Below are 23,336 nucleotides of genomic sequence, written 5' to 3'. Positions count from 1 at the left end.
GGAAGTTCAACCTATGAGAAAGCACAGATTGTTGTCTATAGAGGTTCAGAATTTTGCATGATTGAATTCTCAGCCTTCTGGTCACTGCACATTCAGATCTTGCCTGCGATGATGCCTGCAAGTTTCTCTGCTTTCGGCAGGTTTGCATCATCCTTCGGGAATGTGACCTGGAATGCATGCTCTCCCTTTGCAACGCACAATGTCAGTGTGTTGGCTGGGACCTTGCATGAGAACACATATGATCCATCGCTGAATTCTCTCACAACTTTATATTGTCCGTCTTCGACAAGCCCTGGTACAGTGCATTTATCCACGGATTTGTCTTTTGTGTTCTTGAAGGCAATCCCGGAGATTTGAAATAAAATACAGAGTGCCTTATTAAGGGATAATCTCCTGTTGTCCTGAATACTGTGCTGCCTGCTGCGCCCCTGCCTTTATCCAGGCCTGTCATGTCGAATCCTGCTGCTTCGAAATCAGCGATGTCAAGCAGATCGCTGGATATGCTTGGCTGGCTGGGTGGTGTTATGTCCTCTGTTGTCTCTTTCTGCTCTGTTGGCGGTGTCTGCTTTCCGCAGCCCGCTATCAGGATTGTAAGGCAAAGCAGAATGAATATTTTGTTTATGATGGTCACCTCTTGATGATTTGCTGGAAAGCTGATTAATAAATGTTTATTTTCCTATGTAGCAACAATCATCTTTATATATTAGTATACATTTAGGGTAGAATAATCTATTCAGATTACCAAAAGAGGTGAAAAGATGGAAGTTGAATCAAAAGGCAGTTTTGCATATCTTGCGATTGTTGCAATAGTTGCAATTGTTGCATTGGTTGTGCTGATTACAGGTAAAGGGCCAGCAGCAACCCCGACAGTCAGCTATATTCAGGCTCCAGTCACTGATGATCTAGGTGGAGATGTATTAGGGCAAGTTAATTATATACCTAAGGTTGTAGCATCTGGGATGGCTTGTTCAGACTGTGTTGAAACTTGTGATGGTGAATACAGTCCAGAATACTATGATGCATGTTATAATCAATGTTATGGATGTTCTGCTCCTCTTTATCGAGGACATAGTTGCACTGGATTTTGGGATTGCTACAAGAAATATGTATACTGTTGGTATATGGGTGGTTCCTATGATACTTGTATGGCGTATTATAATCCACTCTAGGCTTGTAGCGTAAGAAATAATTATTTTCCTTTTTTTCTCTTCTTCTTTAATGCTCTTAATACTGTTTGCAAACTTCACATCCCTTGCAACATAGGTTCATCAAATTGAACCAAAAGGTTTAAATAATTATACCTATTCCTATATCAAATTATGGGCATGGCTGAGATATTAGGTGAAAAGAATGCAATGAGAATACTTGTTTTCTTGCTTGAGAATCCCACAGCCCAATATTCTCAGAAAGAATTGAGGGTAAAGATAAAGATTTCAAAAGCTACTATGATCAAATGGCTTGGGTTGTTGATAAGAAAAGACATGATAAGAATAAAAAAGATAGGAGTCACTAATCTTCATTGGCTTAACAGAGAGAATATTATTGTGAAGCAGCTGAAGATCCTGCATAACCTCCTTCTCCTTGAAAAAATAAGAATCATTAGCAGAAAACATGAAATAACCGCTTATCTGTATGGAAGCTGCGCAAGAGGAGAAGACACAGAGGATAGTGATATTGACATTTTGATCATCGGCAATAAGCGAAAAGAAGGAATTATTTCAGATTTCTCGAAAATTTCATCAAAAATCAGGAGAAAGATTAATATTTCTGTTTTCACGTCATTGGATTGGTCCTTTGTCGCAAGGAAAGATCCTGCGTTTTATGAGAGAGTGGAAAAGGACAAGATTTTGCTGCAATGAACATCAAAGAGTGTCTGGAGCAAGGATTCTTAGTCAGGATAGGTATAGATCCAAATCTGATAAAGAAAGAATTGGTTGAAGCAGGTTATGACATGAAGAAAGCAGGCAAGGCATTCACTGAACTCGATTTCAAGTGGAGCATCATCCAGAGTTATTACTCGATGTTTCATTCTGGCAGGGCTCTGCTTTTCAGGTTAGGGTATAAGGAAAGAAGGCATTTCGCAATCGGAGTTGTTCTGGAAGATTTGAATAAAAAAGGGAAGCTTGAATCCCGTTTCGTAAATGATTTCAACGCGGCTGTTGACAGCAGGGAAGGTGCTGATTATCATTATATTTATTCTGAAGAGATTGCTCAGCATATTCTGGATGTGGCCAGAGAGTTCAATAAGCGGTTAGACAGACTTATCAAGACTTTATAAAACACACTAAAATTTATATATGGCTGGTTTTTGGTTTATGGTATGGCAGAATTAAAGATAACCCCTGAACAGCGCTTCAGGCTGAAGAAACTCATTAAGGAGATAGAACGTTATAGGGGCAGGCATACTGAGCTTGTCACAGTCTATATTCCTGCCGGCTATGATCTCAATAAGATCATAAATCATGTCTTCCAGGAGCAGGGTACTGCCACAAATATCAAATCTGCCGGCACAAGGAAGAATGTCATCAGCGCTCTTGAGAGGATGATCCAGCATCTCAAGCTTTTCAAGCAGACTCCGGAGCATGGCCTTGCAGCATTTGCAGGCAATATTTCTGAGAAAGAAGGCCAGCCTAATGTGCAGGTCTGGTCCATTGAGCCTCCGGTTCCGCTCAACATCAGGGTCTATCGCTGTGACAAGGAATTTGTTCTTGATCCGCTCAGGGAGATGGTTGAGGAGAAAGAGATCTATGGCATGGTTGTGATGGACAGGCGTGACGGCATTGTAGCATTGTTGAAAGGCAAGGCGATAATCCCCCTGGTGAAGACTCATTCTGAGGTTCCTGGGAAATTCAGGGCGGGCGGGCAGTCTGCTGCGAGGTTTGCAGCCAACAGGGAGCTCTCTGCAAGGGATTTCTACAGGAGGGTCGGCGATTACATGAAGGACCAGTTCCTTCCGAAGCTGACTGAGATAAAAGGGATCCTGATCGGCGGCCCCGGTCCGACTAAGTATGAGTTTGTCGACGGTGATTTCATAACGAATGATCTCAAGAAGAAGATCCTCGCGATAAAGGATCTTTCTTATACCGAAGAGTTCGGCCTGCAGGAGCTGCTTGACAAGTGCCAGGATGTGCTTGCCAAGGAGGAGGTCGCAGAGGAGAAGCAGATAGTCACGAAGTTCCTTGAGCTTCTTGCCACATCCCAGAAGTCTGTGGCTTATGGGTATGATGAGACCAAGAGGATGCTTGAGGCAGGTGCTGTGGCTACATTGCTTTTGTCTGAGGAACTGGAGGAGGGGATGATCGAGGAGCTCTCTCAGATTGCCGGGAAGTTCTCTTCTGAGGTGAAGATCATCAGCACTGACACAAGGGAGGGTGTTCAGCTCAGGGATCTTGGCAAGATTGCCGCAATCCTGAGATATGAGGCGAATTTCTAGGTCTGGAGCCTTTTGGACGCGTTTTAGATGTATTTAAAAATGATTCATTATTTCATAATATTTATAAAGGGGTGCCTTTTTTCCAAGGTCCATAATAATTCATTGTTATATATGCATGCTGTGGACTGAGGGAGAATCGAGATGGCTTCAAAGAAAGGTTTCGGGTCAGTTAGGAGATTTGGTCCGAGGTATGGAAGGAAGATCAGGGCCAAGGTGGCTGATGTTGAGAAGGTTCAGAAGGCCAGGCAGAAATGCCCTTACTGCAATTCTCTGAAGGTGAAGAGGGAGGCGGCAGGCATATTCTTCTGCTCCAAGTGCCTCTCTAAGTTCACGAGCAAGGCTTATTTTGTCACAAAGGTTCCGGCTCTCAGATCTTTGGAGGAGATTGAAGAATAAAATGGTTCTCTACAAATGCTTCCAGTGCCACAAGGAGATCTCGACTGAGCTTCTGAGGAAGAAGGTGAGATGCCCTTATTGCGGAAGCAAGATCCTGTTCAAGCCTCGCACTTCGCTCACGAAGGTCAAGGCAAGGTAAGCAAGATAAGATGTACTCTGCCCAGATTGAGGTGCGTGGGGAAGTAGACGGGCTTTGGAAGGTTTTGGAGAAGGAGCTGAGGGACAAGGACAGGTCATCTGTCAGGGTGGAGATGAAGGGAAGCCTCCTGAAGTTCAGGATAACCGCCGAGGATGCGACTGCCCTCAGGATTACGCTCAACACGATTTGCAAATATATCATAGTTTATGAGAAGATGGGTGCTTTGACATGGACAAGGAGACAGAACAGAAGATAAACCAGCTGACCATGATCGAGCAGAGCATGCATCAGCTCCTTTCTCAGAAGCAGGGTTTTCAGGCCCAGCTCATGGAGGTCGAGTCAGCGCTGAGCGAGCTTGACAGGACCGATAAGGCATACAGGATCGTGGGCAACATCATGGTTGCTGCTGACAAGAAGCCCCTTAAGGAGGAGCTTGGGTCGAAGCAGGATATTTTGAATCTGAGGATCAAGAACATCGAGAAGCAGGAGAATTCTCTGAAAGACAAGGCTAAGTCTGTCCAGACTGAAGTGATGGAGACCATCAGGAAGGAGAAGAAGTGATTAATATGGAAGAGGAGATAAGCGGCATTGTCGAGGTCATTCACGAGCTTCTTGAGGATAATACTGTCCCTAAGAACGTCAAATCAAAGCTTGAGACCATCATAGATATACTGAAGGAGGATCTTGAGCTCTCGATAAGGATAAACAAGGCCCTGACAGAGATCGAGGAGGTCGCTGACGACACTAACCTCCAGTCTTATACCCGGACCCAGATATGGAATCTTGTTTCTATGCTCGAGATGCTCGGCAACGGGAATTGAATCCGGATTGGATTATTGAATTCTTGCATTGGGGTGGTATATTGAGGATAAGGAATGAGGCTGGGATTCCGGCTAATCGGCCCCTGTATTTTTTGCCGGCTGACCCAAAGTTGAAGCCTCTTTCAGGGGAATATGATAATATTTCCCATCTTGAGCAGGCCCTCGGTTTCTCCCCGAGTAAGGGGGATCCTTTCCATGGGATTGTTGCTCTGGCCATGGCCAAATTGGCAGGTGTGGATGCGCTTTCAGTCACTGGTGATGGTATGTCAGGTTATAGGCTCGCCTACAGGAAGCCTGGTACAGTCACATATACGCCGGTCGCAAGCCTAACTCTTCTTTAGCTTCTTTATCTTGAATTCCTTGCCTATCTTGGAGTTTGCGAAGTGCATGAGGTTTCCATCATAGGTCTCCACGACGACGTCTGTTATCGAGAATTTTTTTATGGTGCCTTCGACATCGCCTATGCTTATCCTGTCTCCTGTCTTGTGCCTCTTTCCTCTGCCGATGAAGAATCCTGCCCAGAGATTCGGGATCATGTCTCTTACCCCGAACAGCAGGGATGATATGGCGAGCAGGGCTGCTATCACCACGATTATCCAAAACAGTGTCTTCACAACCCCTATCTTGACGAGGAACAGGATCACGCTGACAAGGTATATCAGGTAGCTCACGGATTTTGCTATCAGGTTCTCGAAATCTGATTCTGTTATTATGATTTTCCTGATTATCTTGTTGAGCTCTATCTCTGAAAGGCTCTTGTGTATGAGCCTCTCGAAGAATCTTCCTATGAATAAGCCGATGAACAGTATGAGTATGGCTATGAGATGGTTTCCGAAATGTTCCCTTATGAATTCCACTGAACCATTCAGTGCATTCTCAAGTGTTTCAAAGACCCCCATTGCATCACCCGGGGATGTCATAAGTTATAAGTGTTATCAATTATCAGGCTGTTTCGCCCTCTGTTCTTCTCTTTGTTTGTGGCATATCTAAGTTTGGTTATATGCACAAGGTTTGTTTTGTTTGTTTATGTTTCATAGTCTGTTTATATGCTTCATATCTAGTTTGTTTATACACTTAATAATGTGTTAACTTCAGAGTGGAAAAAGTTTTATTTTTTTTCATATACAAAAAATTTGCCAAAGCCTTTTTAAGTTCATATACAATTATGATTATCATAACTGTATACTGAAATGATCAGTATGCTGAAAGGGGTGGTGGAGATGAAGATTTCGGTTAATGAGGCAAAGAAGCTCTACAGGAAGAAGATGAGGAGCAGGACACTCAATGAGCTGTCGGCGATGATGTATGAGCCCGAGAGCATCAGTGAGATTTTTGACAGGCAGAAGGAGAACATCAGGGTGGGATCGCACAAGCAGAAGATATTGGTCGTGGATGATGAGCCGCACATAGTTGATCTCATAAAGATGAGCCTGAGCGATCAGTACACGATCCTCGGCGCTTATACCGGCGAGGAGGCTGTAGAGATGGCAATCAGAGAGCAGCCGGACCTGATAACCATGGACATCATGATGCCCGGCCTTGACGGCTTCGAGGTCACCAGGAGGCTGAAGGACATCCCGGCGACACGGAACATACCTATAATCATGCTGTCTGCGAAGGACCAGCTTGTAGACAAGTTCGAGGGCATCGATTCAGGCGCTATAGATTATGTGACAAAGCCTTTCGAGCCTTCCGAGCTTATCGAGAAGATCCAGCAGAATCTGATCTGAGGTAAACCAGCTTGCTAAGGAAGAAGATATTGGTCGTGGATGACGAGTTCGCGATAAATTTTCTGCTGGAGATGGTGCTGAAGGAGTCGTATGATCTTGTCACTGCAAAGGACGGCATGGAAGCCATAGAGAGGATGTCAGATGATATTGACCTGGTGATACTTGATCTGATGATGCCGAAGATCGACGGGTTCGCGTTTCTCGAGAAGCTGAGGTCCAGCCTCAGGACAAAGGATATGCCTGTCATCATCCTGAGTGCAAAGCATTCCAAGGATGACGTCGACAGGGCGAGAAGGCTTGGAGTGATTGATTATGTCCCCAAGCCGTTTGAGCCTGAGCTTCTCAGGAATAAGGTGGATTCATTTTTTGCAGGGAGATTGGATGTCAAAAGGTGATAAATTTGGATGAAGGCATAAAGGGGAAGGTTTTGAGGTACCTGAATGAGAATCCGGGCGCTTCCAGCCTTGAGCTGTCGAAGGGCATCGGCCACAACAGGCTGACTGTCTCCAAATATCTCCAGGTGCTGAGGTCAGAGGGCAAGATAGATTTTTCTGTTGTTGCGCAGGCTAAGATATGGAAGCTAAGGTCAGGCGGCAGGAAGAAGGTGCTTGTTGTTGATGATGAACCCCATATTGTGGACCTGGTGAAGCTCACGATCGGCGATGATCATGATGTCCTGGAAGCCTTCTCAGGGCTTGATGCCATGGAGAAGGTCTATCTCGGGTCTCCGGATCTTGTCATCCTTGATATCATGATGCCTGGCATAGACGGATATGAGGTCTGCCGTAAGATCAAGTCTAACAAGGCGACTGCCCACATCCCTGTCCTGTTCCTGTCAGCCAAAGGGAAGCTTGCGGAGAAGATGGACGGCATTGATGTCGGTGCTGAGGATTATATTGTCAAGCCTTTTGATCCTGGAGAGCTGAGGGCCATGGTGAGGTCTGTGTTCGATTCTTCGGATCTTGGGAGGTCCATAGGTGTCGATCCCAGGAAGGAGCTCATCTCCTTATTGGGCAGGGTGCCGCTGGAGGATGCCAGGCTTTATGTGTTCACTCTCAATAATATCGGCAAGTTCCAGGAGAGCTTCGGCTACAAGAGGTCGAATGAGGTGCAGAGGCTTGTCTCTAATCTCTTCACGCACAGGACTGACGGCCACAAGGGCAGCATAGCTTTCGCAGGAGCCATGGGCAGGAATAGGTTCTGTGTCCTGACAGGTAGGGAAGAGCGGTTTGTGGAGGGCATCATGGAGGATTTCGAGAGCTTCATTCCTTTCGTGTACAATGGCCAGGATGTCTCTGCAGTGAGGGATAGGATTGCCCTCGGTATGAAGAAGTTCAGCGGCTCAGGGATAATGAAGGCGATCGAGGCGATGGGATAAGATGGCGGCCAGATCAAGGAAGGGTGGCATGATGAACATCCCTGACGATATCCTGATCAGGAATATGAGCCATCCTGTCATAATATTGGACAGCAGGGACAGGGTCTCTAACATCAACAGCTCTGCGCTCAGGATTCTGAAGCTGTCGAGGAAGGATGTGCTCGGTTCTGATTTCATCGGGAATCCGGGGATCAGCATAGATGATGAGAATTTCATGAAGTCGTTCAGGGAATTCTCGAAGAAGAGGAAAACGCTCACCACCCAGCTGACCCTGTCTGCGGGTGGCAGGGATTTTTTCTTCAAGTGCTGTTTCAATCCTATTTTTGTCAGCAGGGCCTATCAGGGTGTGCTGATTGAATGGAACAATGTGACTGAGGAGAAGAATCTTCTCTGGGAGAATGAGAGGAAGTTGAGGAGGATATCTGCTGTCCAGGATGTGTCATCCACCCTCGCTGCCACTCTTGATATTGAGAAGGTCCTGAACCTGATAATAATAAAGATTGTCAAGCTTTTCAGGGTGGATGTCTGTTCTATACTCCTCCTGGATGAGTCCCAGAAGAATCTGAAGGTCGAGTCAGTCTATAATCTTGGAGAGGAGTATATCCAGAAGGATCCGGTCCTGTTGCAGGGAAGCCTTACAGGTAAGGCGATAATGACAAGGGGGATACAGGAATCCCCTGATGTGCAGAATGATAACAGGTTCCAGCACAGGGCTATTGCGAAGAAGGCAGGCCTGACATCTTTCCTTTCTGTCCCTCTTGTCTCCAAGACAGCTCCCCTCGGCGCCCTGAACATCTACACGAAGCGCAGTAGGAGGTTCAATGATGACGAGAAATCTCTGCTGACTATCCTGGCCAGCCAGGCTGCAGTTGCCATAGAGAATGCGAAGCTCTATTCGACTGTCAAGAGGGACACCGAGCGGCTCAAGAGCCTGCTGGAGATCAGTCATGCTATGAGCTCCACATTGCGTCTTGACAAGGTGCTCAATATAATCCTTGACAGGGCCCTGAGGCTTCTGGGCGGCAGGAGGACTGCCATCCTGCTCAGGAAAGGGAGTTATCTGATGACTGTCGCATCAGACGGTTATGATACATCTGTCATGAGCAGGATAAGGCTCAGGATAGGTGAGGGCATCACAGGCTGGGTCGCCAAGAAGGGCCTTCCGCTGGTGATCAATGATGTGGATAAGGACAAGAGATATATCCGTGCTTCTCCTGATACGAAGTCAGAGGCTGCTGTTCCCCTTTTTGTCCATAACAAGCTTATAGGTGTACTGAATGTCGAGAGCGACAGGCTGAATGAGTTTGAGGGCAAGCTTTCTGAGCTGCAGGTGCTCGGAAACAGTGTCGCTATGTCCATAGAGAACGCCCGTCTTTACCATAAGGTCGATAATTTCAACAAGACGCTTCAGGAGGAGATTTTCCAGGCGACAAAGGAGCTCGAGGCCAAGACAAAGGAGCTTGAGGAGAAGAACAAGAAGCTCATGGAGCTTGACAGGCTGAAGTCTGATTTTGTGAGCATTGTCTCCCATGAGCTCAAGACGCCCCTGACCAGCATAAAGGGTTATGCATCGCTCATGCTCCAGGGCAGGATAAAGAACAATGCTGTGCAGAGGAAATGCCTCTCGATCATCAACACAGAGTCTGACAAGCTCGCCGCTCTCATAAATGACATACTCGACCTCTCGAAGCTCGAGTCAGGGAAGATGTCTCTCAACAGGGAGAAGATAGACATGGCCAAGGTGATCCATTCTGTGAACAACAGGATGATCCATCAGGCCCTGAAGAAGAATATTGTGATAAAGAAGGATTTGCCGCCTGCTCTTCCGAAGGTTTATGCAGACAAGCACAAGGCAGACCAGATGCTCACGAATCTGGTTTCAAATGCAATCAAATTCACTGATGAAGGAGGCACTGTCAAGATATCAGTGAAGCCGACCTCTAAGTTTCTGGTCACAAGCGTGTCAGATACAGGCATTGGCATCGAGGGCTCTGAGATACCCAAGCTGTTCCAGAGGTTCTATCAGGTCGACTCGAAGCTCACCAGGTCTCAGGGAGGCACAGGCCTGGGTCTTGCGATATTCAAGGAGCTTGTCGGATTGCATAATGGCTTCATTGCAGTCAAGTCCAAGGTCGGTGTCGGCACCATGATAAGCTTTGCCCTGCCTCTGAGGAAGACTGATAAGATGCCTGAGGAGAAGATTTGCTGGGAGCATATCGACTGCAGCCATGATGACTGCCCTTTTGTTAAGGGGAATGATAGCATGGGCTGGCATGTCTTCTGCCCGCCGGAGATATGATGTTTTTTTGATTTGAGTGAATGATGGATGATCAAGAAGTAGGAGGTGTTGTTATGAAGAGAAAGATTGTGGTTGTGGATGATGAGCAGCATATCCTGAATCTGGTGAAGATGACGCTGCAGGATGACTTTGAGGTTCATGGCGCCCTTTCAGGGGAGGAGGCGCTTGATGTGATAAGGAAGCATAAGCCCAGTCTTGTCCTCCTTGATGTGATGATGCCTCAGATGGATGGTTATGATACAATGCGGGTCATGAAGCGCGATGAGGCCATGAAAAGCATCCCGATAATATTCCTTACAGCAAAGGGAGAATGGTCTGACAAGATGAAGGCCCTCTCTTTGGGCGGCAGCGCTGATTACATAACAAAGCCGTTTGATCCTGAAGACCTTCTTAGGAGGGCTAAATCGGTTTTTGGCTGATTCTGCGGTTTTTTCATTTATTCCTCCTATTTTCTCTTCCCCTTCTTTCTCTATATGCCCCTGTTTTCCTGTTTCCTTCTAAAAAGATAGATAATGATATTTAAGTATGTACTAATATGTATTATTCTTATTATCTATTACTAATTAGTACATAATTATACAAATAGATACATTTAAATATTACTTAATACAAAAACTACATAATTAAGTATTAGTATGCACTAGCCTATACTGGTCTAAAAAATGAAAGAACGCATAACAGTGTCGATTGACAGGGAGCTTCTCGAGTGGCTGGACAAGAGGATCTCTGAGAAGATATTCGCGAACCGCTCCCATGGATTTGAGTTCCTCATCAAGCAGAAGAAAGATGAGGGCAGAGGTTGGATAAAATGAGGACTTTAAGCATGATTCTCCTGGTTGTCCTTGCAGTTCTTGCATTCAGCGCACCTTTCATGTTCGATTCAGACCGCAATGCAGCCGATCAGACCATTGTCGTGGAGAGGCCTGCAAACCTCCATACAGGCAGGTCCATCATGACAGGCTCTTCTGCATCAGGCAGTGGTTTCACTGTATTGTATGATGCAGGTGACTGCACAGGCATCGAGCCACCTGCTTCCGGAGACTGGATTGTCAATTCTGACACCTTTTGTGAGGATACAGGGATAATCCTGAATGGTGATCTCAGAGTATCCAGCAGCATACTGGGGATGTCAAACACGACCATACTTTTCAACAACTCATTTGACTGTGAATATGGTATGTATTCCAATGGTGGCAATCTGACAATACTGGATGGTTCTTTCATATCGACATATGATCAGGATTACTCTGCTTATATGCAGGTGTGGTATGGTAATCTCAGGATGGAGGATTCCTTTTTGAGCAGGATGGGTAATCAGACACAAGCGCCTTACCATGGATTATATGCCAGGTATGTTGATTCTGTTGTGCTTAAGAGGAATGAGATATTCGATGTCGTTTATGCTTTTATCCTACATGATTCGGATAATCCAATAATAGAAGGCAACAGGTTATATAATCTGTCTGGGGGGGGAGTGCAGATACACAACTGCCCTGATCTGAATTTAATTGATAATAACATATCAAGTTTTGTCGGTTTTGGTATCTTTGTATCTAATGTGACAGATAGCCTTGTTTCCGGGAACAGGATCCATAATGGGACAGGAGAGGGTATGCAATTTGGGATAAATTCAAACAATGTGACAATAAGATCAAACACAATATATGGTGTTAATTCTGGGATCAGAATAACTAATACTATTCACCATAATGCCTTAATTGAGAATAATATTTCAGACTGCAATAATGGGATTAACCTTGATTATGCCGATAACACAAATATAACCCGAAACAATATTTTTAGTAACTCACAATATGGGATACGTGGGACTGGTTCCTCGCAGACCTATATCCATGATAATGATGTGTGGGATAACCGCTTTTTTGGGATGCATTTTATTAATTTTGATGATTCAGTCATTTCATCCAATGATATATACAGCAATTCAGAAGATGGTCATCTATCTTTGGGTTCAAGCGGCGTTTATATAAACATTTCAGATAACATTTCAGTGATTAATAACCGGTTATGGGATGATGAATTTTATGGTCTGAAGGTGTTTGATTCGTCCGGGAGTATCATCGATAACGAGATATTCTCGAATAATAGGGGAGGCTTGTACGGATCTGGCTTGGTGGATATGGAGATATCAGGCAATTCATTTTATGATCATACAGCAGATGGGTTCTTTCTTTCCGGATGCAATGACAGCCTCATCTCAGGGAATTCTGCATATGAGAATGATTATTCAGGCTTTTCTTTCAGGGATGTCTGGAATCTGACAGTATCGGATAACACAGCTGAAAATAATTCCATAGGCATCTTAATGGATAACAATCTCATGCACAGCAATTCATCGTTCCTGGGCAACACGCTGAAAGGAAGCTCATTGTCTGGGATGGATGTGAACAGTACTCTCGGGGATTTGTTTGCCCATAACAGTTTCAGCGATAACCAGATGAACATGAGGGTGTATTCCGGTGATGACAGCATCTTCAGGAATAATACTCTGGTGGGCGGGGTGAGTTATTCCTTGTTTGTGTCCTCGACAGAGGGTGCTGTGTTTGATGGCAATTCAATAATCGGCGGTGGTATCCATGGCATCTATATTGAAGTCTCTGGATTGGTGTTCAAGGATAATAATGTCTCTTCTAATGGCGCGATTGGGATTAATTCGGCCGGATCAAGGTGCAATCTTTCAGGGAATACCATCTCTCATAACGATGGGGCTGGGGTAAGTCTTCTTGATTCATATTTCAACCTCACTGATAATCATATTATTTGGAATGCTGGAGATGGTGTGTCGCTTTCAGTATCAAATGCCTCTTTAATAGGCAATCATATCATTGACAACACAGGGGATGGTGTGGATTCTGCTGATTCCAGGTGCAATCTTTCAGGTAATCTCATCTATTCTAATGATGTCAGCGGTGTCAGGCTGACAGGCTCTTCTTCGAGTCTGGAAGATAATAATATCACTGTTAATGGTGCCGATGGCGTGTATGCAGTGGGATCAGGCCATTATCTGATAGGAAATAACATCTCCGGAAATGTGCGGTATGGTGTATATCTGTTGGATTCGGATTTCAATCTTACAGGCAACATGATCCTGGGTAATTTGTTTTATGGTGTTGTTCTCGTGGATTCATATTCGAACCTGACTGATAATGATATCAACAGGAGCGGATTGGACGGTGTTTATCTGGAGAATTCCAGCGCCTCTTTTGTCATGAATTCCGTCTCTCACAGCACAGGTCATGGTGTTTTCTCACTTGGTTCATTGGCAAATCTGACCAACAGCACCCTCAATTCCAATGGAGGCAGCGGAATATTCAATCATGATTATCTGCTGGCTCCGAATATTGTGGTGCTGGACAACACTATCTGCCATAATCAGGAATATGCCGTCCATTCATTGGACGCAGAGCCGGTCACTGCATGGTCCGATATGAATGCCTCAAATGATTTCTGTTCAGGCTCGAACATCATTGGCCAGCAGCTCCAGGAGTGGACCTCGCAGGTGCGTGTCATGGATCAGTCTAGCAATTACATCGTAGACGCTTCAGTCGAGGTATATGAGCCTGATTCATCTGTTGTTCAGAAATATTCAGGTCTGACCTCAATTGCAGGGATCACATCTGAATTCATGTCTTATGAATACATGGTGGAGAATGACGGTTCTTTCTCTGATATGAATCCCCACAGGATAGTCGCGTCAAAGGCGGGTTTCCAGCCGAATGTCAGCCTCGTCGGTATTGACTCTGTCATGACCATCTCTGAGGGCACTGTCATAGATCTTGTCATCACAGATAATTGTTTCTGCCTTTACAACAACTCGGGAATTATCGATGGTGTCTGCAGCATCAGTCATGGGATATGTACTGCGGATTATGATATTGTGATACAATCCGGCGGGACGCTCAATCTGAGCAACACCACGATTTATATCGACAGCTCTTATCCAGGAGAATTCGGTGTGACTGTCCAGAGCGGAGGCACTTTGATTCTTGATGATGCAGACAATGATCCGCTCACAGAGGATGATGCATCCATAATCACAACTCTGAATCCTACAGTCTATGTCCCGGGGACAGATGGTTTTTGCAGCGGTTTAAGTACAGCATTATGTCCAGGTTGTGCCAGGTCATGTCCTCTGGGATGTGTCCAGACAAGTGGGTTCTGTCCCATCGGGCAAGTTCCATGTCGGCCATTATCATGTAATGAGCTTAGGAACGAGCTGAATTGCCTGTCTGTCAGTGGATGCAATTGGAATCCGGGCACTCCCGGAGGGTATCATAAGACTGGCTTTGTGATAACCGCAGATGATGGCTCGAGCTTATTGATAAAGAATTCCAGACTTATCGACGGCGGCTATGATTTTGGCGGCTCTTTGATGGCCAACCTTGAGGTGTACACCTCTGATTTTGTGCTTCAGGGCAATTACATTGAGAATGCCGGTGATGGAGTCATTGTGTATATGGACGGCGCAGTGATCGAGGATAACACTTTCATGAATTGCTCTAATGATGGCATTGTGCTCTATTCTAGCGGGAATGCTGTGACAGGCAACAGTGTCATCCTGAGCCAGGGGGCTGATTCAGGCATCTATGTGGCTTCTTCAGGCAATGATATCAGCGATAATATTGTGGAATACAGCGTAGGACCGGGCATCCATCTTGACAGCGCTGATTCTAATAATGTCACCAACAACACTGTGAGGTATAATGACGCAGAGGGCATCCTGCTTGAGGATTCTGATCTCAACATCATCAGGGGCAATCTGATGATTGAGAACCTTGTGGGCATTAACATAACATCATTGTCAGTAGATAATATTATTCACGCAAACACTTTCCAGGGAAACACCCTGCAGGCCTCTGCAGACAACAGCTCTAATCTGTTCTATGATAATTCGACAGGGACGCCGAGAGGCAACTATTGGAGCGACATCCTTGCGGCTCCGCTGGATATTTCTGATTCAGATTCAGATGGCTATGGTGATTCCGGTCTGGATTATCCTTATAATTTCACAAATGGTGCTGATGTCACAGGCACAGTCAATGATCTTGGCCCCAGGCCTGTCCAGCACTGCGGGAACGGGATATGTTTCGGCTCTGAGACATGTTCGAACTGTCCTCAGGACTGCGGTGTTTGCCAGGGCGGTGGCGGCGTGCATCTGACTTATTTCCCTGAATGCCCTGATGAGATATGCAATGACGGAGAGACATGTGAGTCCTGTCCTCAGGATTGCGGTTATTGCCCTGGTCATGAGCCAGAGCATAAGCAGGGCGGTTTCTTTGATTCAGGGATCCGCGAGGAGCCAGAGACCAAAGATGGAGGGCATGAGGCTGACAGGGGCTTTGTGATAGAAGAGCCTACTCCTCTCCCTAACAGGTTCATGGGCACAGTGCTTCTCACGATAGCGATTCTGCTGTTCATCCTGTCCCCTGGTGTCATGGCGCCTAAGGCATTCATGGATGTGGCCTCATTTGATGCTCTGCTGAAGCTCAAGAAGCTTGCTTGGGTGCCTAAAGTCCGTGTTGTGCGTCCTCATAAAGGCATAAAGAATTTGGGAGTTGATAAGCTCACGCCTGAGCAGAGCAGGATATCCCATGAGCTGTCGAAGAAGCACAGCATAAGCAGGGAGACATCTGACCTTCTTGTTGCTGCAAGTAAGCATTTCAGGCCGAGGGTCTATACCAAGAAGGAGATTCCGTTTGAGCTGAAGAAGGAGATGAAGAGGATAAAGTACTTCATGAAGATAGGGCCTGATGGTAAGATCTCCTGGAGCACAAGATGGAGAAGATGATGATGCAGGATTATTCGAAAAAGAGGTTGAAGAAGATGAGAAGCATGTCAAGATTTGCACTGTTGATTGCTGCAATGGTATTCACTCTTGTATTCTCGACCTCTGCCTTGGCATGCATTAATATTACCGATGATGACACCTACATAAACGATGACACAGTCCTCTGCGGCCTTGTCTATCAGGTGAATGACACCGGCAACAATGGTGTTATGATAATCAATGCAAGCGACATAGTGCTCGACTGCAATGGTTCTCTGATTCGGGGCAATATGTCAGGATATGCGATCTATTCAGAATCTGGTTCAGATAATGTGACAATACTTGATTGTGATATATACAATTACAGCAAAAGCATTTATGTGTATAAGCCTATTGATTTCTTTGTTTCTGGCATAAGGACAGACAGCACAATGGAGTTTTTGGGTACTGACCTAAACAACAGCCTGAACATGTCAAATGTCTTTGTGAATTCCTCTGGCAATAATTATCCCATTATTATTGGCACTAATAACTTTTATGGTGACAACCTTACCTCCATATATAGTGGGATTCATGTTGCTTATGCAGCAATCCAATTCGGATATGTGATAAGTGATGTTGTATTTAAGAATTCTGTGGCGATAGCGAATGTCGGAGACGGGATCAATATAGCCATTAGTGCATCATCAAATCCGATCAGTAGGTTCAATTCAATGCAGATGCATAATATTCAGGCTGCAGGAAGTAGGTATGGCCTGAATGGTATAGGGCAATTCGGCAATATATCTGCATTTGATAGTTCATTCAGTGGTGCCACTAAGGATGTCTATATCACAAATCCGAATTCGTTCGCAAGAACCCATGTGCTTTCATTGGTGAACACATCAGTGAATAATTCCAAAATTGATATAGAACAGGGGGATTATGAGGTGCATGTAAAAGAATATGTTGATATTCATGTGAATGACACAGAAGGATTGCCTGTCGGGGATGCAAATGTGGTTGCATGGGATGGATTGGGAAGAGTGGCATTTTCCAAGATATCAGATTCAAATGGGTATGTGGATGTGCCTTTCTTGACCGGATTTTTTGTGAATGTATCTGACGCGTTGTATGTGGGTTTATATACCATGAATACAACTGCAGGTGGTTATGCCATGAATTCTGCCGGATTTAACATTTCAGATTACTCATTGGATATCTCCTTGACCGCCCTTGATTCAGACAGTGACGGCGACCCTGATCCGACAGACTGTGCCCCTTATGATTCTGACACCCTCTCGCCATATGATGATCTGCTTGTCAACAGGAGCATCACTCTCTGTCTTGGGTCTTATAGTCTGGTTGACAAGAATCTTGACGGGATATTCAACATCACCTTGTCAGGAATCACCGTGGAATGCAATGGCGCATCCTTGACAGGTGACGGTTCAGGCTCTGCATTCCATATTATCAATCTGACGAATATATCCTTGCATGACTGTGCACTGCATAATTATACATTTGGTTTTTTCCTTAATAGGACTGATCATCTGGAGATTTCTGAGAATATAATTGATGTGAATCAGGGTGTCTATCTGCAGAACTCGACATTCGCATCCATAACATCAAATACGATCCAGAATTCATCAACTGCGATCTTGACGCGTGATTCTTATAACACGACTGTCAGCGACAATCTGATCTGCCATAATACGAAGTACATATCTGAGGGAGGGGTGAATAATTCATATAGCCTGCTGGGAGACAGATTCTGTGTGTACCTGGATTGGCCCGATGATGATGTGCTCTGGAATACCACGACTAATAAATTTGTCTTCAGCATTTCTGATAGGCTGGATGAGACAAATTGCAGCTTGTATGTCAATGGCGTCAAGAAGGCCACAAATGTCTCAACACAGGAGGATGTCACGACACTCATAACTTATACCCCGACAATAGTAGACCGTTACTGGGACATAAGGTGCATTGCGCAGGGTGGTCATTCAGGGAATAGTGAGACAAGGAGTTTCACTGAGGTATGCGGAAACAATTATTGTGGTTCAGGAGAGACTTCAAGCTCATGTCCTGCAGATTGCAGTAGCGGTGGCGGTGGCGATTACGAACCAGGGATAGGGACTTGCGGTGATGGGACATGTGATAGTAATGAGGATTCAACTACCTGTCCTGAGGACTGTCCAAAAAGTTATGAAGAAGATGATACAGAAGATGCTGATAAATCTATCATAAAGGAATCCGCTCCTGCCAAGCGTGTTGATACAGGTGCTCCTCCTCCTGTGAAGCAGCCTGAACCTGTTCCTGAGCAGGAGGCTCCTAGGCCGACTGCAAGGAAGTTCCCGAATCTCGGGATGCTTTTCTCAGAGCAGGGCCGTGCAGAGATAAAGGAATGGTTCAGTGGCATTGACCACAAGACAAAGAATCAGGTCCTGATGGCTACAGTAGCATTGGTTGTCATTGTGGGCATGCTGGGCAATTATATCTATTCATACAGGAGTGTTGCCCAGGAATCGATAATGAATATCCACAAGCGTCTTGAAGAGCTTATGAGGAAGGAGAAATAATATAAACCCTGGATGAATCCAAGGAGAAGGTGATAATATGGCTGATATTTCAAAAGATGAGCAGATTGGGTTTCATAAGGGCTCTCTGAGCACTCTGGCGAAGGAGCGCGAGGAGCTTCTGAAGATTGTCGGCATTGTTGAGCAGCTCATGCAGATGCACATCAAGGAGCTCAAGAATCTTGGTGTTGATCTGGAGAAGGAGGCTCAGAGGATGCAGCAGGAGAAGAAGAAGCCTTTAGAGGACTCCCTTAAATGAGGAAGGTTTTCAGCAATTCCGAGAAGAGAGAGCTGGGTCAGAGGCTGTCTCCTTTTGGCCTTTCATTTTCTAAGAAGGATAAGGTTGAGCAGGTTGATGATTTTATCCTGCTTGATGGTGCGCCTGTCTGTCTTGTGTCAGGGGATATCATCCTGCCTACCCTGAAGGCCATAATCAGCAGGGGCATCCGGATGTCCCGGGTTGTCGTCGACATGGGTGCTGTGAAATTTGTCGCTTCCGGCGCTGACATCATGCGTCCAGGCATCGTATCTTTTGATGATTTCCATGATGGCGCTTTGGTATTGGTTGTTGATGAGAAGCACGGCAAGCCGCTTGCGGTCGGCCAGGCGAAGTATTCTTCCGGAGAGATGAAGCGGATCGATAAGGGGAAGGTCATCAGGAACATCCATTATGTCGGCGACAGGATCTGGAATTCCTAATCTTCCGCATATTTGTAGTCAAGCCTTCTTGCCTTCGGCACGAAGTTCAGTATCTTGCCTTCTTTGTATCTTCCTGTGCCTAGGAAGTCTTTCTCATGCCTCATGATGACATATCTCGGTTCTCCTCCGATATCCATCTCGATGTCATCCCCCTTGAACCATTGTATCATCTGGGCGCGCGTGAGATCGATCACATCATGGGTGGCTCCTGGTCCGATCATCTGGCTCCCTTCTATTGACAGCCTGAGCTCGTTGTTCTTGAATTCTCCGAAATAGAGTCCTAGTGAATCTATCCTCAGGTCTTCCGGTTTTTCAAGCAGTTTGAGGTCGTTGGTTATGACAAATATCTTGTCCCTCTCATTCTGTATGAATGTATATCTCAGGTCTCCTCTGAAACCCCACTGCTCTTCGATTTTTTTCATTATCTGTTTGGTCTCTCTTGTGTTCAGTATTCTTGCTTTTTGCATGGACCTGTTTCATGTATCATCCTTTTTAAATATTGGGCAAATCTGCTTTTATATTATTTACAATATAGAAATTTTATAGTATTCTGTTGTTACGGGGTGTAACAACATTTTTACTTACTTTGGAGTGACAAACTTAACGAAAGATTTAAATAATGAGCCAATGTACTATATGCGCAGACCTGCTATAAATGCATTGATGCATGCTTAAAATGGATCCCAAAAAGAAAAAACCAAAGAATGCTGAGCCGGAAGATATCCCGGTTTTTGAGACATCGCATCTTAGTGTCTCTTCTATAGATGATAGGTTGAACCCATCCAGGATTGATACCCAGACAATGAATTACATGATTCTCCCTGATGGCTCTGTCCAGGAATCTGTCAAAGGGCATGATGGGGAGAGTATGACCCAGATATTTCTGAGACGTGGGATCGGTGTCGAAGAGCTGTCTGGGAAGAAGTCTTCTGCGCAGGATGCATCTGTTTCTGCTTCAGATGCCAGGCCTGATTTGTCAAGCATTGTTGGATATGTCCCTGTCTGCAGGTTTGCCACAGTGAAAGAGCATGGATCTGGTCGCACCTTGCCTGATTTCCAGAAGATGGAAGAGAGGTTTGGTCTTTATTCCAATATAGTGGTTCCATATCTTGACTATCAGAAGCAGCTGATTGTGCAGGATTCCTCTCATGTGCCTTTCTCATTTTTCCAGGAAGCCCATATAGACAATGACACAGGGATAGCTTATCTACCTTTCCATATGCTGCTGGACATGTCAGTCAGCCTATATCTTGCAAGCAGGGAGAGAGTGGAAGTCCTTGAAGGCGCTGTCAATCATCTCAAGGAATGTCGCAAAGCAGACATTGATGCGTACACGCGGGTGATGGATTCCCATAAGAAGTCTTTGGCCAAGCAGAAGGCGCAATTGGAAGCTAAATATAGCAGAGCTCTGAGTGAGGCTCTCTCAGCAAGCGATGGTGATGAAGGTCTCAGGAAGCAGCTTGAGTCTGCCCAGGTTGAGCTGGAGTCTGCCCGCGAAAGGCTCGATGGACTGGCTGGTGTTGCTGAACAATATGCCGCGCTGATGCAGATGCATGGTGATGCTGTGGAGGCGCTCGAGATTAAGGAGGGCAGGATCTCTGATCTTGAGGCCATGGTTCGTGATCTTTCCGAACAGCAGGATGAATCTCATGGAATCCTTCTTAAGCTTACAGAGGAGCTCGAGAGATTGCACAAAGAGGAGGTCCCTGAGAGGATCATGGCGCCTAAGATAAAAGAAGCGACTGATAGGTATCAGCGTGAGATAAGCGAGCTCAGGATAAGGCTGGCTGAGTCTGAGGAGATGAATAAGGAATTGGCAGAGGTTGCGAATGGGGCTCCTCGCGTGGTTGTCAACATACCTACTGTGCCTTATGGCAGCCAGTATGTTCTTGTTTACAGGCTCAATACACATGGCATTGAGGACAAGAAGGATATCAATGACAGGATATGGCAGATCAGGGATGGTTTCCTCGGGCCTTTCGCTAATTTTGATATCGATGTTTATGATACCATGATTGGGGTCAGGTGGAAGGTGGCTGGCGACCCGATAAAGGACTTCTCAAAGCTTGCCAGGCTTGAGAGAGAACTCAGAGGACTCTACAGGAGGACTCATCATTTTGGGCTCAAGCTATGTATGCTGGATGGTGATGTCGATCTGAATGGCATCCTTCAAGATGCTTCCTTGAATGATTTCTTCGGAAGGTATTTCGGACAGATGTCACAAGGTAGGTATAATGGTTCACTCTCGACAGCTGAAGGGGATATACTTCTTAATCCTAGGGCAGGCGGTTATATTTCTTTCCTTAAGAACAACAATGGGCTTAATGGGAGTTTTGAGATACTCAACAGGGAGCTTGCCAAGACAGCCTTTGGGCAGGAAAAGATTGCATATAAGGTTCTCAGAAAGGTCACTTCTTGAACTCAGTGTAGTTGCATTTCCCACAGCTGAGCCTGTTCTTGTGCTCTGCAAGATAGCTTGCTGAGCCGCATTTCGGGCAGGTCTTGTTCTTCCTCTCGAGCTTGTCGCCTGATATCTTGTACATCTTGTATCTGTTGAATGGCTTCTTCTCTTTCTTGCCTTTCTTGTCTGCCATCTTGATCACTCCTTGGCTTCAGCAGGCTTGGCGTCTGCCTGGGCAGGATTCTCATCCTTTTTCTTCTCGTCCTTGTGCTTCTTTATCAGGTACTCATGCTCGATCTTCTCAAGCGCATCCATGTCCTTGTAGACATGGGCTATGAGCTTAGTGTATTTCCCTCCGAACTGCGGGTAAATATGCTTGATTATTGTCAGGTTTGGGTTTGATTTGATCTTTGCAGACACTGCCTTGATGAGCTCCTTCCTTGATGGTGTGGCTCCTGTGCTCTCTATCTTGAGAGTGTATCTTTTCCTTGAAAGCAACGGTGTCTCGTTTTCCTTTAGTACCTCTACATCCATTTTCATCTACCTTGTCTTTATGGCGTATTCGCCTTTGACTTTCGCGCTGATTTTTTCTGCAATCTGCGATTTCTTCGCATCGAGTATGAAGAGTCTCCCTTTCCAGGTCGTGGTGAAGTTGGAGCCCTTGCAGAGCGGGCATTCGTCGCCTTCGACAAAGATCTTGCAGTTCTTGCATGCCTTCTTTTTCATAAGTCACCTATTTTTTCTTCTTGGGATTGTTCGTATCCTCATCCATCCACTCGAGTTTTCCGAGGAAAGGCTGTCTCATGGTCAGCCCGAATTTTGGGTTTGTTATGTCCTTGTAGCTGACTGCTATGACCCTTGCCCTGCATTTGTCATTGACCTTCAGGCTCCTTTTCGTATCCCTTCCGAGCAGGGTCTTGTCCTTGCTGAAGCTCACGAAGTCATCCATCGACTGGCTGATATGTATCATGCCGTCGATAGGGCCTATGTTCATGAATGCGCCGAAGTCAGCGATATCCTTCACTCTTCCGAATATGATCTCCTGGAGCTCTGGCTTGAACACGAGCAGCTCGAATGTCGTCTCGAAGTGGCTTGCGCCGTCTCCGGGTATGATGACCCCTTCTCCGATAGCCTTTACGCTCGACACATCAATCACTATGCCCAGATCTTTTGATATGTATCCTTCATACTGTGCCTTTATCTGCTTTATCACTGCTTCCTCTTTTGGCAGTCCGAAAAGGTTCGGCGGCACCCTTATGTGATCCTGAAGTTCTGTCTTGTAAAACATTTTTTCACCCGAAGATTACTGTTCTCTTCTGTCTCAATGTCAATACCTTCGCTCCTTTTTCCTTGAGTTTTCTTTTCAGTTCTTTGTCCTGGGTTGCGATTATATATCCCTTTTCCCCCAAGTCTAAGAGCAAGCGGTCCGTATATTCTGGTGATTCCATTGGGATTATATTTAAAGCTTTTGCTTTTATGAGGTCCAGAGCGAGCTTTGCAGAGCTTTTTTCTTTCCCTTTTCCCTTTTCCAGAATTTTTTCAAGCTCTTTGATTGTTTTATCGACAATAAAAAGCTTATATTGGCAATCCAAGCAATTCCTTATCTCTTTGAAAACATCGATGCCGAACTCAGCAGGGATCATGACAAAATTTGTGTCTAGCACTATCTTCTCCATCACTGATTGCCTGCAACC

Annotated in this window: 30 protein-coding genes; 21 read left to right on the top strand and 9 right to left on the bottom strand. The window is 45.4% G+C overall.

Features of this window, described 5'->3' with window-relative positions; all coding sequences use genetic code 11:
• Positions 1 to 92 precede the first annotated feature (92 nt).
• Positions 93 to 263 carry a hypothetical protein gene (locus JW968_01045; protein MBN1385546.1) on the bottom strand — a complete coding sequence of 57 codons (171 nt, stop codon included), beginning with the start codon at positions 261 to 263 and terminating at the stop codon, positions 93 to 95.
• On the bottom strand, positions 260 to 631 hold the full coding sequence (locus JW968_01040) for a hypothetical protein (GenBank protein MBN1385545.1): 372 nt from the start codon (positions 629 to 631) through the stop codon (positions 260 to 262). The genes JW968_01045 and JW968_01040 overlap by 4 nt, the downstream gene beginning before the upstream one ends.
• 127 nt (positions 632 to 758) lie before the next feature.
• On the opposite strand from JW968_01040, the gene JW968_01035 reads away from it, so the two are divergent.
• The 10 genes from JW968_01035 (at position 759) to JW968_00990 (ending at position 5,130) form a co-directional block, all read left to right on the top strand.
• Positions 759 to 1,169, top strand: coding sequence for a hypothetical protein (locus JW968_01035; GenBank protein ID MBN1385544.1), 411 nt, complete (start codon positions 759 to 761; stop codon positions 1,167 to 1,169).
• A gap of 150 nt (positions 1,170 to 1,319) precedes the next feature.
• Positions 1,320 to 1,859: a nucleotidyltransferase domain-containing protein gene (locus JW968_01030; GenBank protein ID MBN1385543.1), complete on the top strand. Its 540-nt coding sequence runs from the start codon at positions 1,320 to 1,322 to the stop codon at positions 1,857 to 1,859.
• Positions 1,856 to 2,278, top strand: a complete 423-nt coding sequence (locus JW968_01025) for a HEPN domain-containing protein (GenBank protein ID MBN1385542.1) — start codon at positions 1,856 to 1,858, stop codon at positions 2,276 to 2,278. The genes JW968_01030 and JW968_01025 overlap by 4 nt, the downstream gene beginning before the upstream one ends.
• 42 nt (positions 2,279 to 2,320) lie before the next feature.
• Positions 2,321 to 3,433: a peptide chain release factor aRF-1 gene (locus tag JW968_01020; protein ID MBN1385541.1), complete on the top strand. Its 1,113-nt coding sequence runs from the start codon at positions 2,321 to 2,323 to the stop codon at positions 3,431 to 3,433.
• A 141-nt stretch (positions 3,434 to 3,574) separates the two neighbouring features.
• Positions 3,575 to 3,829: a 50S ribosomal protein L37ae gene (locus JW968_01015; protein ID MBN1385540.1), complete on the top strand. Its 255-nt coding sequence runs from the start codon at positions 3,575 to 3,577 to the stop codon at positions 3,827 to 3,829.
• Between the two features lies 1 nt (position 3,830).
• Positions 3,831 to 3,968, top strand: coding sequence for a DNA-directed RNA polymerase subunit P (locus JW968_01010; GenBank protein ID MBN1385539.1), 138 nt, complete (start codon positions 3,831 to 3,833; stop codon positions 3,966 to 3,968).
• Between the two features lie 10 nt (positions 3,969 to 3,978).
• The gene (locus JW968_01005; protein MBN1385538.1) at positions 3,979 to 4,224 is read left to right on the top strand and encodes a CTAG/PCC1 family protein; all 246 of its coding nucleotides are present in this window, start codon (positions 3,979 to 3,981) and stop codon (positions 4,222 to 4,224) included.
• Positions 4,197 to 4,529 carry a prefoldin subunit gene (locus JW968_01000; protein ID MBN1385537.1) on the top strand — a complete coding sequence of 111 codons (333 nt, stop codon included), beginning with the start codon at positions 4,197 to 4,199 and terminating at the stop codon, positions 4,527 to 4,529. Before JW968_01005 ends, JW968_01000 begins: the two co-directional genes overlap by 28 nt.
• 5 nt (positions 4,530 to 4,534) lie before the next feature.
• A complete protein-coding gene (locus JW968_00995) occupies positions 4,535 to 4,789 on the top strand; it encodes a UPF0147 family protein (protein ID MBN1385536.1) in 255 nt (84 codons plus the stop codon).
• A 41-nt stretch (positions 4,790 to 4,830) separates the two neighbouring features.
• The gene (locus tag JW968_00990; GenBank protein MBN1385535.1) at positions 4,831 to 5,130 is read left to right on the top strand and encodes a hypothetical protein; all 300 of its coding nucleotides are present in this window, start codon (positions 4,831 to 4,833) and stop codon (positions 5,128 to 5,130) included.
• On the opposite strand, the gene JW968_00985 is transcribed toward JW968_00990, so the two are convergent.
• Positions 5,116 to 5,688, bottom strand: coding sequence for a mechanosensitive ion channel (locus JW968_00985; protein ID MBN1385534.1), 573 nt, complete (start codon positions 5,686 to 5,688; stop codon positions 5,116 to 5,118). The two genes, JW968_00990 and JW968_00985, sit on opposite strands and share 15 nt — an antisense overlap.
• Before the next feature lie 321 nt (positions 5,689 to 6,009).
• Here JW968_00985 and JW968_00980 point away from each other — a divergent pair, with 321 nt between their 5' ends.
• From JW968_00980 to JW968_00935, 10 genes are all read left to right on the top strand, one after another.
• Entirely contained in the window at positions 6,010 to 6,519 is a 510-nt protein-coding gene (locus JW968_00980) for a response regulator (GenBank protein ID MBN1385533.1), read from the top strand.
• A gap of 11 nt (positions 6,520 to 6,530) precedes the next feature.
• The gene (locus JW968_00975; GenBank protein MBN1385532.1) at positions 6,531 to 6,914 is read left to right on the top strand and encodes a response regulator transcription factor; all 384 of its coding nucleotides are present in this window, start codon (positions 6,531 to 6,533) and stop codon (positions 6,912 to 6,914) included.
• 5 nt (positions 6,915 to 6,919) lie between these two features.
• Positions 6,920 to 7,897: a response regulator gene (locus tag JW968_00970; protein MBN1385531.1), complete on the top strand. Its 978-nt coding sequence runs from the start codon at positions 6,920 to 6,922 to the stop codon at positions 7,895 to 7,897.
• A gap of 1 nt (position 7,898) precedes the next feature.
• Positions 7,899 to 10,196, top strand: a complete 2,298-nt coding sequence (locus JW968_00965) for a GAF domain-containing protein (protein ID MBN1385530.1) — start codon at positions 7,899 to 7,901, stop codon at positions 10,194 to 10,196.
• Between the two features lie 53 nt (positions 10,197 to 10,249).
• Positions 10,250 to 10,615 carry a response regulator gene (locus tag JW968_00960; protein MBN1385529.1) on the top strand — a complete coding sequence of 122 codons (366 nt, stop codon included), beginning with the start codon at positions 10,250 to 10,252 and terminating at the stop codon, positions 10,613 to 10,615.
• A 243-nt stretch (positions 10,616 to 10,858) separates the two neighbouring features.
• Positions 10,859 to 11,008: a hypothetical protein gene (locus JW968_00955; protein ID MBN1385528.1), complete on the top strand. Its 150-nt coding sequence runs from the start codon at positions 10,859 to 10,861 to the stop codon at positions 11,006 to 11,008.
• On the top strand, positions 11,005 to 16,005 hold the full coding sequence (locus JW968_00950; GenBank protein MBN1385527.1) for a right-handed parallel beta-helix repeat-containing protein: 5,001 nt from the start codon (positions 11,005 to 11,007) through the stop codon (positions 16,003 to 16,005). Before JW968_00955 ends, JW968_00950 begins: the two co-directional genes overlap by 4 nt.
• The gene (locus JW968_00945) at positions 15,993 to 18,545 is read left to right on the top strand and encodes a hypothetical protein (GenBank protein ID MBN1385526.1); all 2,553 of its coding nucleotides are present in this window, start codon (positions 15,993 to 15,995) and stop codon (positions 18,543 to 18,545) included. The genes JW968_00950 and JW968_00945 overlap by 13 nt, the downstream gene beginning before the upstream one ends.
• A gap of 37 nt (positions 18,546 to 18,582) precedes the next feature.
• A complete protein-coding gene (locus JW968_00940) occupies positions 18,583 to 18,801 on the top strand; it encodes a hypothetical protein (GenBank protein MBN1385525.1) in 219 nt (72 codons plus the stop codon).
• A complete protein-coding gene (locus JW968_00935; protein MBN1385524.1) occupies positions 18,798 to 19,241 on the top strand; it encodes an RNA-binding protein in 444 nt (147 codons plus the stop codon). The genes JW968_00940 and JW968_00935 overlap by 4 nt, the downstream gene beginning before the upstream one ends.
• On the opposite strand, the gene JW968_00930 is transcribed toward JW968_00935, so the two are convergent.
• Positions 19,238 to 19,708 carry a hypothetical protein gene (locus tag JW968_00930; protein MBN1385523.1) on the bottom strand — a complete coding sequence of 157 codons (471 nt, stop codon included), beginning with the start codon at positions 19,706 to 19,708 and terminating at the stop codon, positions 19,238 to 19,240. The two genes, JW968_00935 and JW968_00930, sit on opposite strands and share 4 nt — an antisense overlap.
• Positions 19,709 to 19,917: 209 nt before the next feature.
• Between JW968_00930 and JW968_00925 the strand changes: the two genes are divergently transcribed.
• Entirely contained in the window at positions 19,918 to 21,660 is a 1,743-nt protein-coding gene (locus JW968_00925; GenBank protein ID MBN1385522.1) for a hypothetical protein, read from the top strand.
• Here JW968_00925 and JW968_00920 read toward each other — a convergent pair.
• The 5 genes from JW968_00920 to JW968_00900 are packed head-to-tail and all read right to left on the bottom strand — an operon-like array spanning position 21,650 to position 23,318.
• Positions 21,650 to 21,835 carry a 30S ribosomal protein S27ae gene (locus JW968_00920; GenBank protein MBN1385521.1) on the bottom strand — a complete coding sequence of 62 codons (186 nt, stop codon included), beginning with the start codon at positions 21,833 to 21,835 and terminating at the stop codon, positions 21,650 to 21,652. The two genes, JW968_00925 and JW968_00920, sit on opposite strands and share 11 nt — an antisense overlap.
• A 5-nt stretch (positions 21,836 to 21,840) precedes the next feature.
• On the bottom strand, positions 21,841 to 22,176 hold the full coding sequence (locus tag JW968_00915) for a hypothetical protein (protein MBN1385520.1): 336 nt from the start codon (positions 22,174 to 22,176) through the stop codon (positions 21,841 to 21,843).
• Positions 22,177 to 22,182: 6 nt separating this feature from the next.
• Positions 22,183 to 22,368, bottom strand: a complete 186-nt coding sequence (locus JW968_00910; GenBank protein MBN1385519.1) for a DNA-directed RNA polymerase subunit E'' — start codon at positions 22,366 to 22,368, stop codon at positions 22,183 to 22,185.
• A 7-nt stretch (positions 22,369 to 22,375) separates the two neighbouring features.
• Entirely contained in the window at positions 22,376 to 22,930 is a 555-nt protein-coding gene (locus JW968_00905) for a DNA-directed RNA polymerase (protein MBN1385518.1), read from the bottom strand.
• A 4-nt stretch (positions 22,931 to 22,934) separates the two neighbouring features.
• Positions 22,935 to 23,318: a hypothetical protein gene (locus tag JW968_00900; protein MBN1385517.1), complete on the bottom strand. Its 384-nt coding sequence runs from the start codon at positions 23,316 to 23,318 to the stop codon at positions 22,935 to 22,937.
• Positions 23,319 to 23,336: the final 18 nt, after the last annotated feature.

It is taken from the genome of Candidatus Woesearchaeota archaeon, assembly GCA_016928155.1.
GTDB lineage: Archaea > Nanobdellota > Nanobdellia > Woesearchaeales > JAFGLG01 > JAFGLG01.
Note: the sequence above shows the minus strand (reverse complement) of the source record. Positions and strands in the feature narration are given on the sequence as shown.

Bases quoted from the DNA above. Each gene is read 5' to 3' on its own strand.
- JW968_01035 (MBN1385544.1), top strand. From the start codon at position 759: ATGGAAGTTGAATCAAAAGGCAGTTTTGCATATCTTGCGATTGTTGCA.
- JW968_01030 (MBN1385543.1), top strand. From the start codon at position 1,320: ATGGGCATGGCTGAGATATTAGGTGAAAAGAATGCAATGAGAATACTT.
- JW968_01025 (MBN1385542.1), top strand. From the start codon at position 1,856: ATGAACATCAAAGAGTGTCTGGAGCAAGGATTCTTAGTCAGGATAGGT.
- JW968_01020 (MBN1385541.1), top strand. From the start codon at position 2,321: ATGGCAGAATTAAAGATAACCCCTGAACAGCGCTTCAGGCTGAAGAAA.
- JW968_01015 (MBN1385540.1), top strand. From the start codon at position 3,575: ATGGCTTCAAAGAAAGGTTTCGGGTCAGTTAGGAGATTTGGTCCGAGG.
- JW968_01010 (MBN1385539.1), top strand. From the start codon at position 3,831: ATGGTTCTCTACAAATGCTTCCAGTGCCACAAGGAGATCTCGACTGAG.
- JW968_01005 (MBN1385538.1), top strand. From the start codon at position 3,979: ATGTACTCTGCCCAGATTGAGGTGCGTGGGGAAGTAGACGGGCTTTGG.
- JW968_01000 (MBN1385537.1), top strand. From the start codon at position 4,197: ATGGACAAGGAGACAGAACAGAAGATAAACCAGCTGACCATGATCGAG.
- JW968_00995 (MBN1385536.1), top strand. From the start codon at position 4,535: ATGGAAGAGGAGATAAGCGGCATTGTCGAGGTCATTCACGAGCTTCTT.
- JW968_00985 (MBN1385534.1), bottom strand. From the start codon at position 5,688: ATGGGGGTCTTTGAAACACTTGAGAATGCACTGAATGGTTCAGTGGAA.
- JW968_00980 (MBN1385533.1), top strand. From the start codon at position 6,010: ATGAAGATTTCGGTTAATGAGGCAAAGAAGCTCTACAGGAAGAAGATG.
- JW968_00965 (MBN1385530.1), top strand. From the start codon at position 7,899: ATGGCGGCCAGATCAAGGAAGGGTGGCATGATGAACATCCCTGACGAT.
- JW968_00960 (MBN1385529.1), top strand. From the start codon at position 10,250: ATGAAGAGAAAGATTGTGGTTGTGGATGATGAGCAGCATATCCTGAAT.
- JW968_00955 (MBN1385528.1), top strand. From the start codon at position 10,859: ATGAAAGAACGCATAACAGTGTCGATTGACAGGGAGCTTCTCGAGTGG.
- JW968_00950 (MBN1385527.1), top strand. From the start codon at position 11,005: ATGAGGACTTTAAGCATGATTCTCCTGGTTGTCCTTGCAGTTCTTGCA.
- JW968_00945 (MBN1385526.1), top strand. From the start codon at position 15,993: ATGGAGAAGATGATGATGCAGGATTATTCGAAAAAGAGGTTGAAGAAG.
- JW968_00940 (MBN1385525.1), top strand. From the start codon at position 18,583: ATGGCTGATATTTCAAAAGATGAGCAGATTGGGTTTCATAAGGGCTCT.
- JW968_00935 (MBN1385524.1), top strand. From the start codon at position 18,798: ATGAGGAAGGTTTTCAGCAATTCCGAGAAGAGAGAGCTGGGTCAGAGG.
- JW968_00930 (MBN1385523.1), bottom strand. From the start codon at position 19,708: ATGCAAAAAGCAAGAATACTGAACACAAGAGAGACCAAACAGATAATG.
- JW968_00925 (MBN1385522.1), top strand. From the start codon at position 19,918: ATGGATCCCAAAAAGAAAAAACCAAAGAATGCTGAGCCGGAAGATATC.
- JW968_00920 (MBN1385521.1), bottom strand. From the start codon at position 21,835: ATGGCAGACAAGAAAGGCAAGAAAGAGAAGAAGCCATTCAACAGATAC.
- JW968_00915 (MBN1385520.1), bottom strand. From the start codon at position 22,176: ATGGATGTAGAGGTACTAAAGGAAAACGAGACACCGTTGCTTTCAAGG.
- JW968_00910 (MBN1385519.1), bottom strand. From the start codon at position 22,368: ATGAAAAAGAAGGCATGCAAGAACTGCAAGATCTTTGTCGAAGGCGAC.
- JW968_00905 (MBN1385518.1), bottom strand. From the start codon at position 22,930: ATGTTTTACAAGACAGAACTTCAGGATCACATAAGGGTGCCGCCGAAC.
- JW968_00900 (MBN1385517.1), bottom strand. From the start codon at position 23,318: ATGGAGAAGATAGTGCTAGACACAAATTTTGTCATGATCCCTGCTGAG.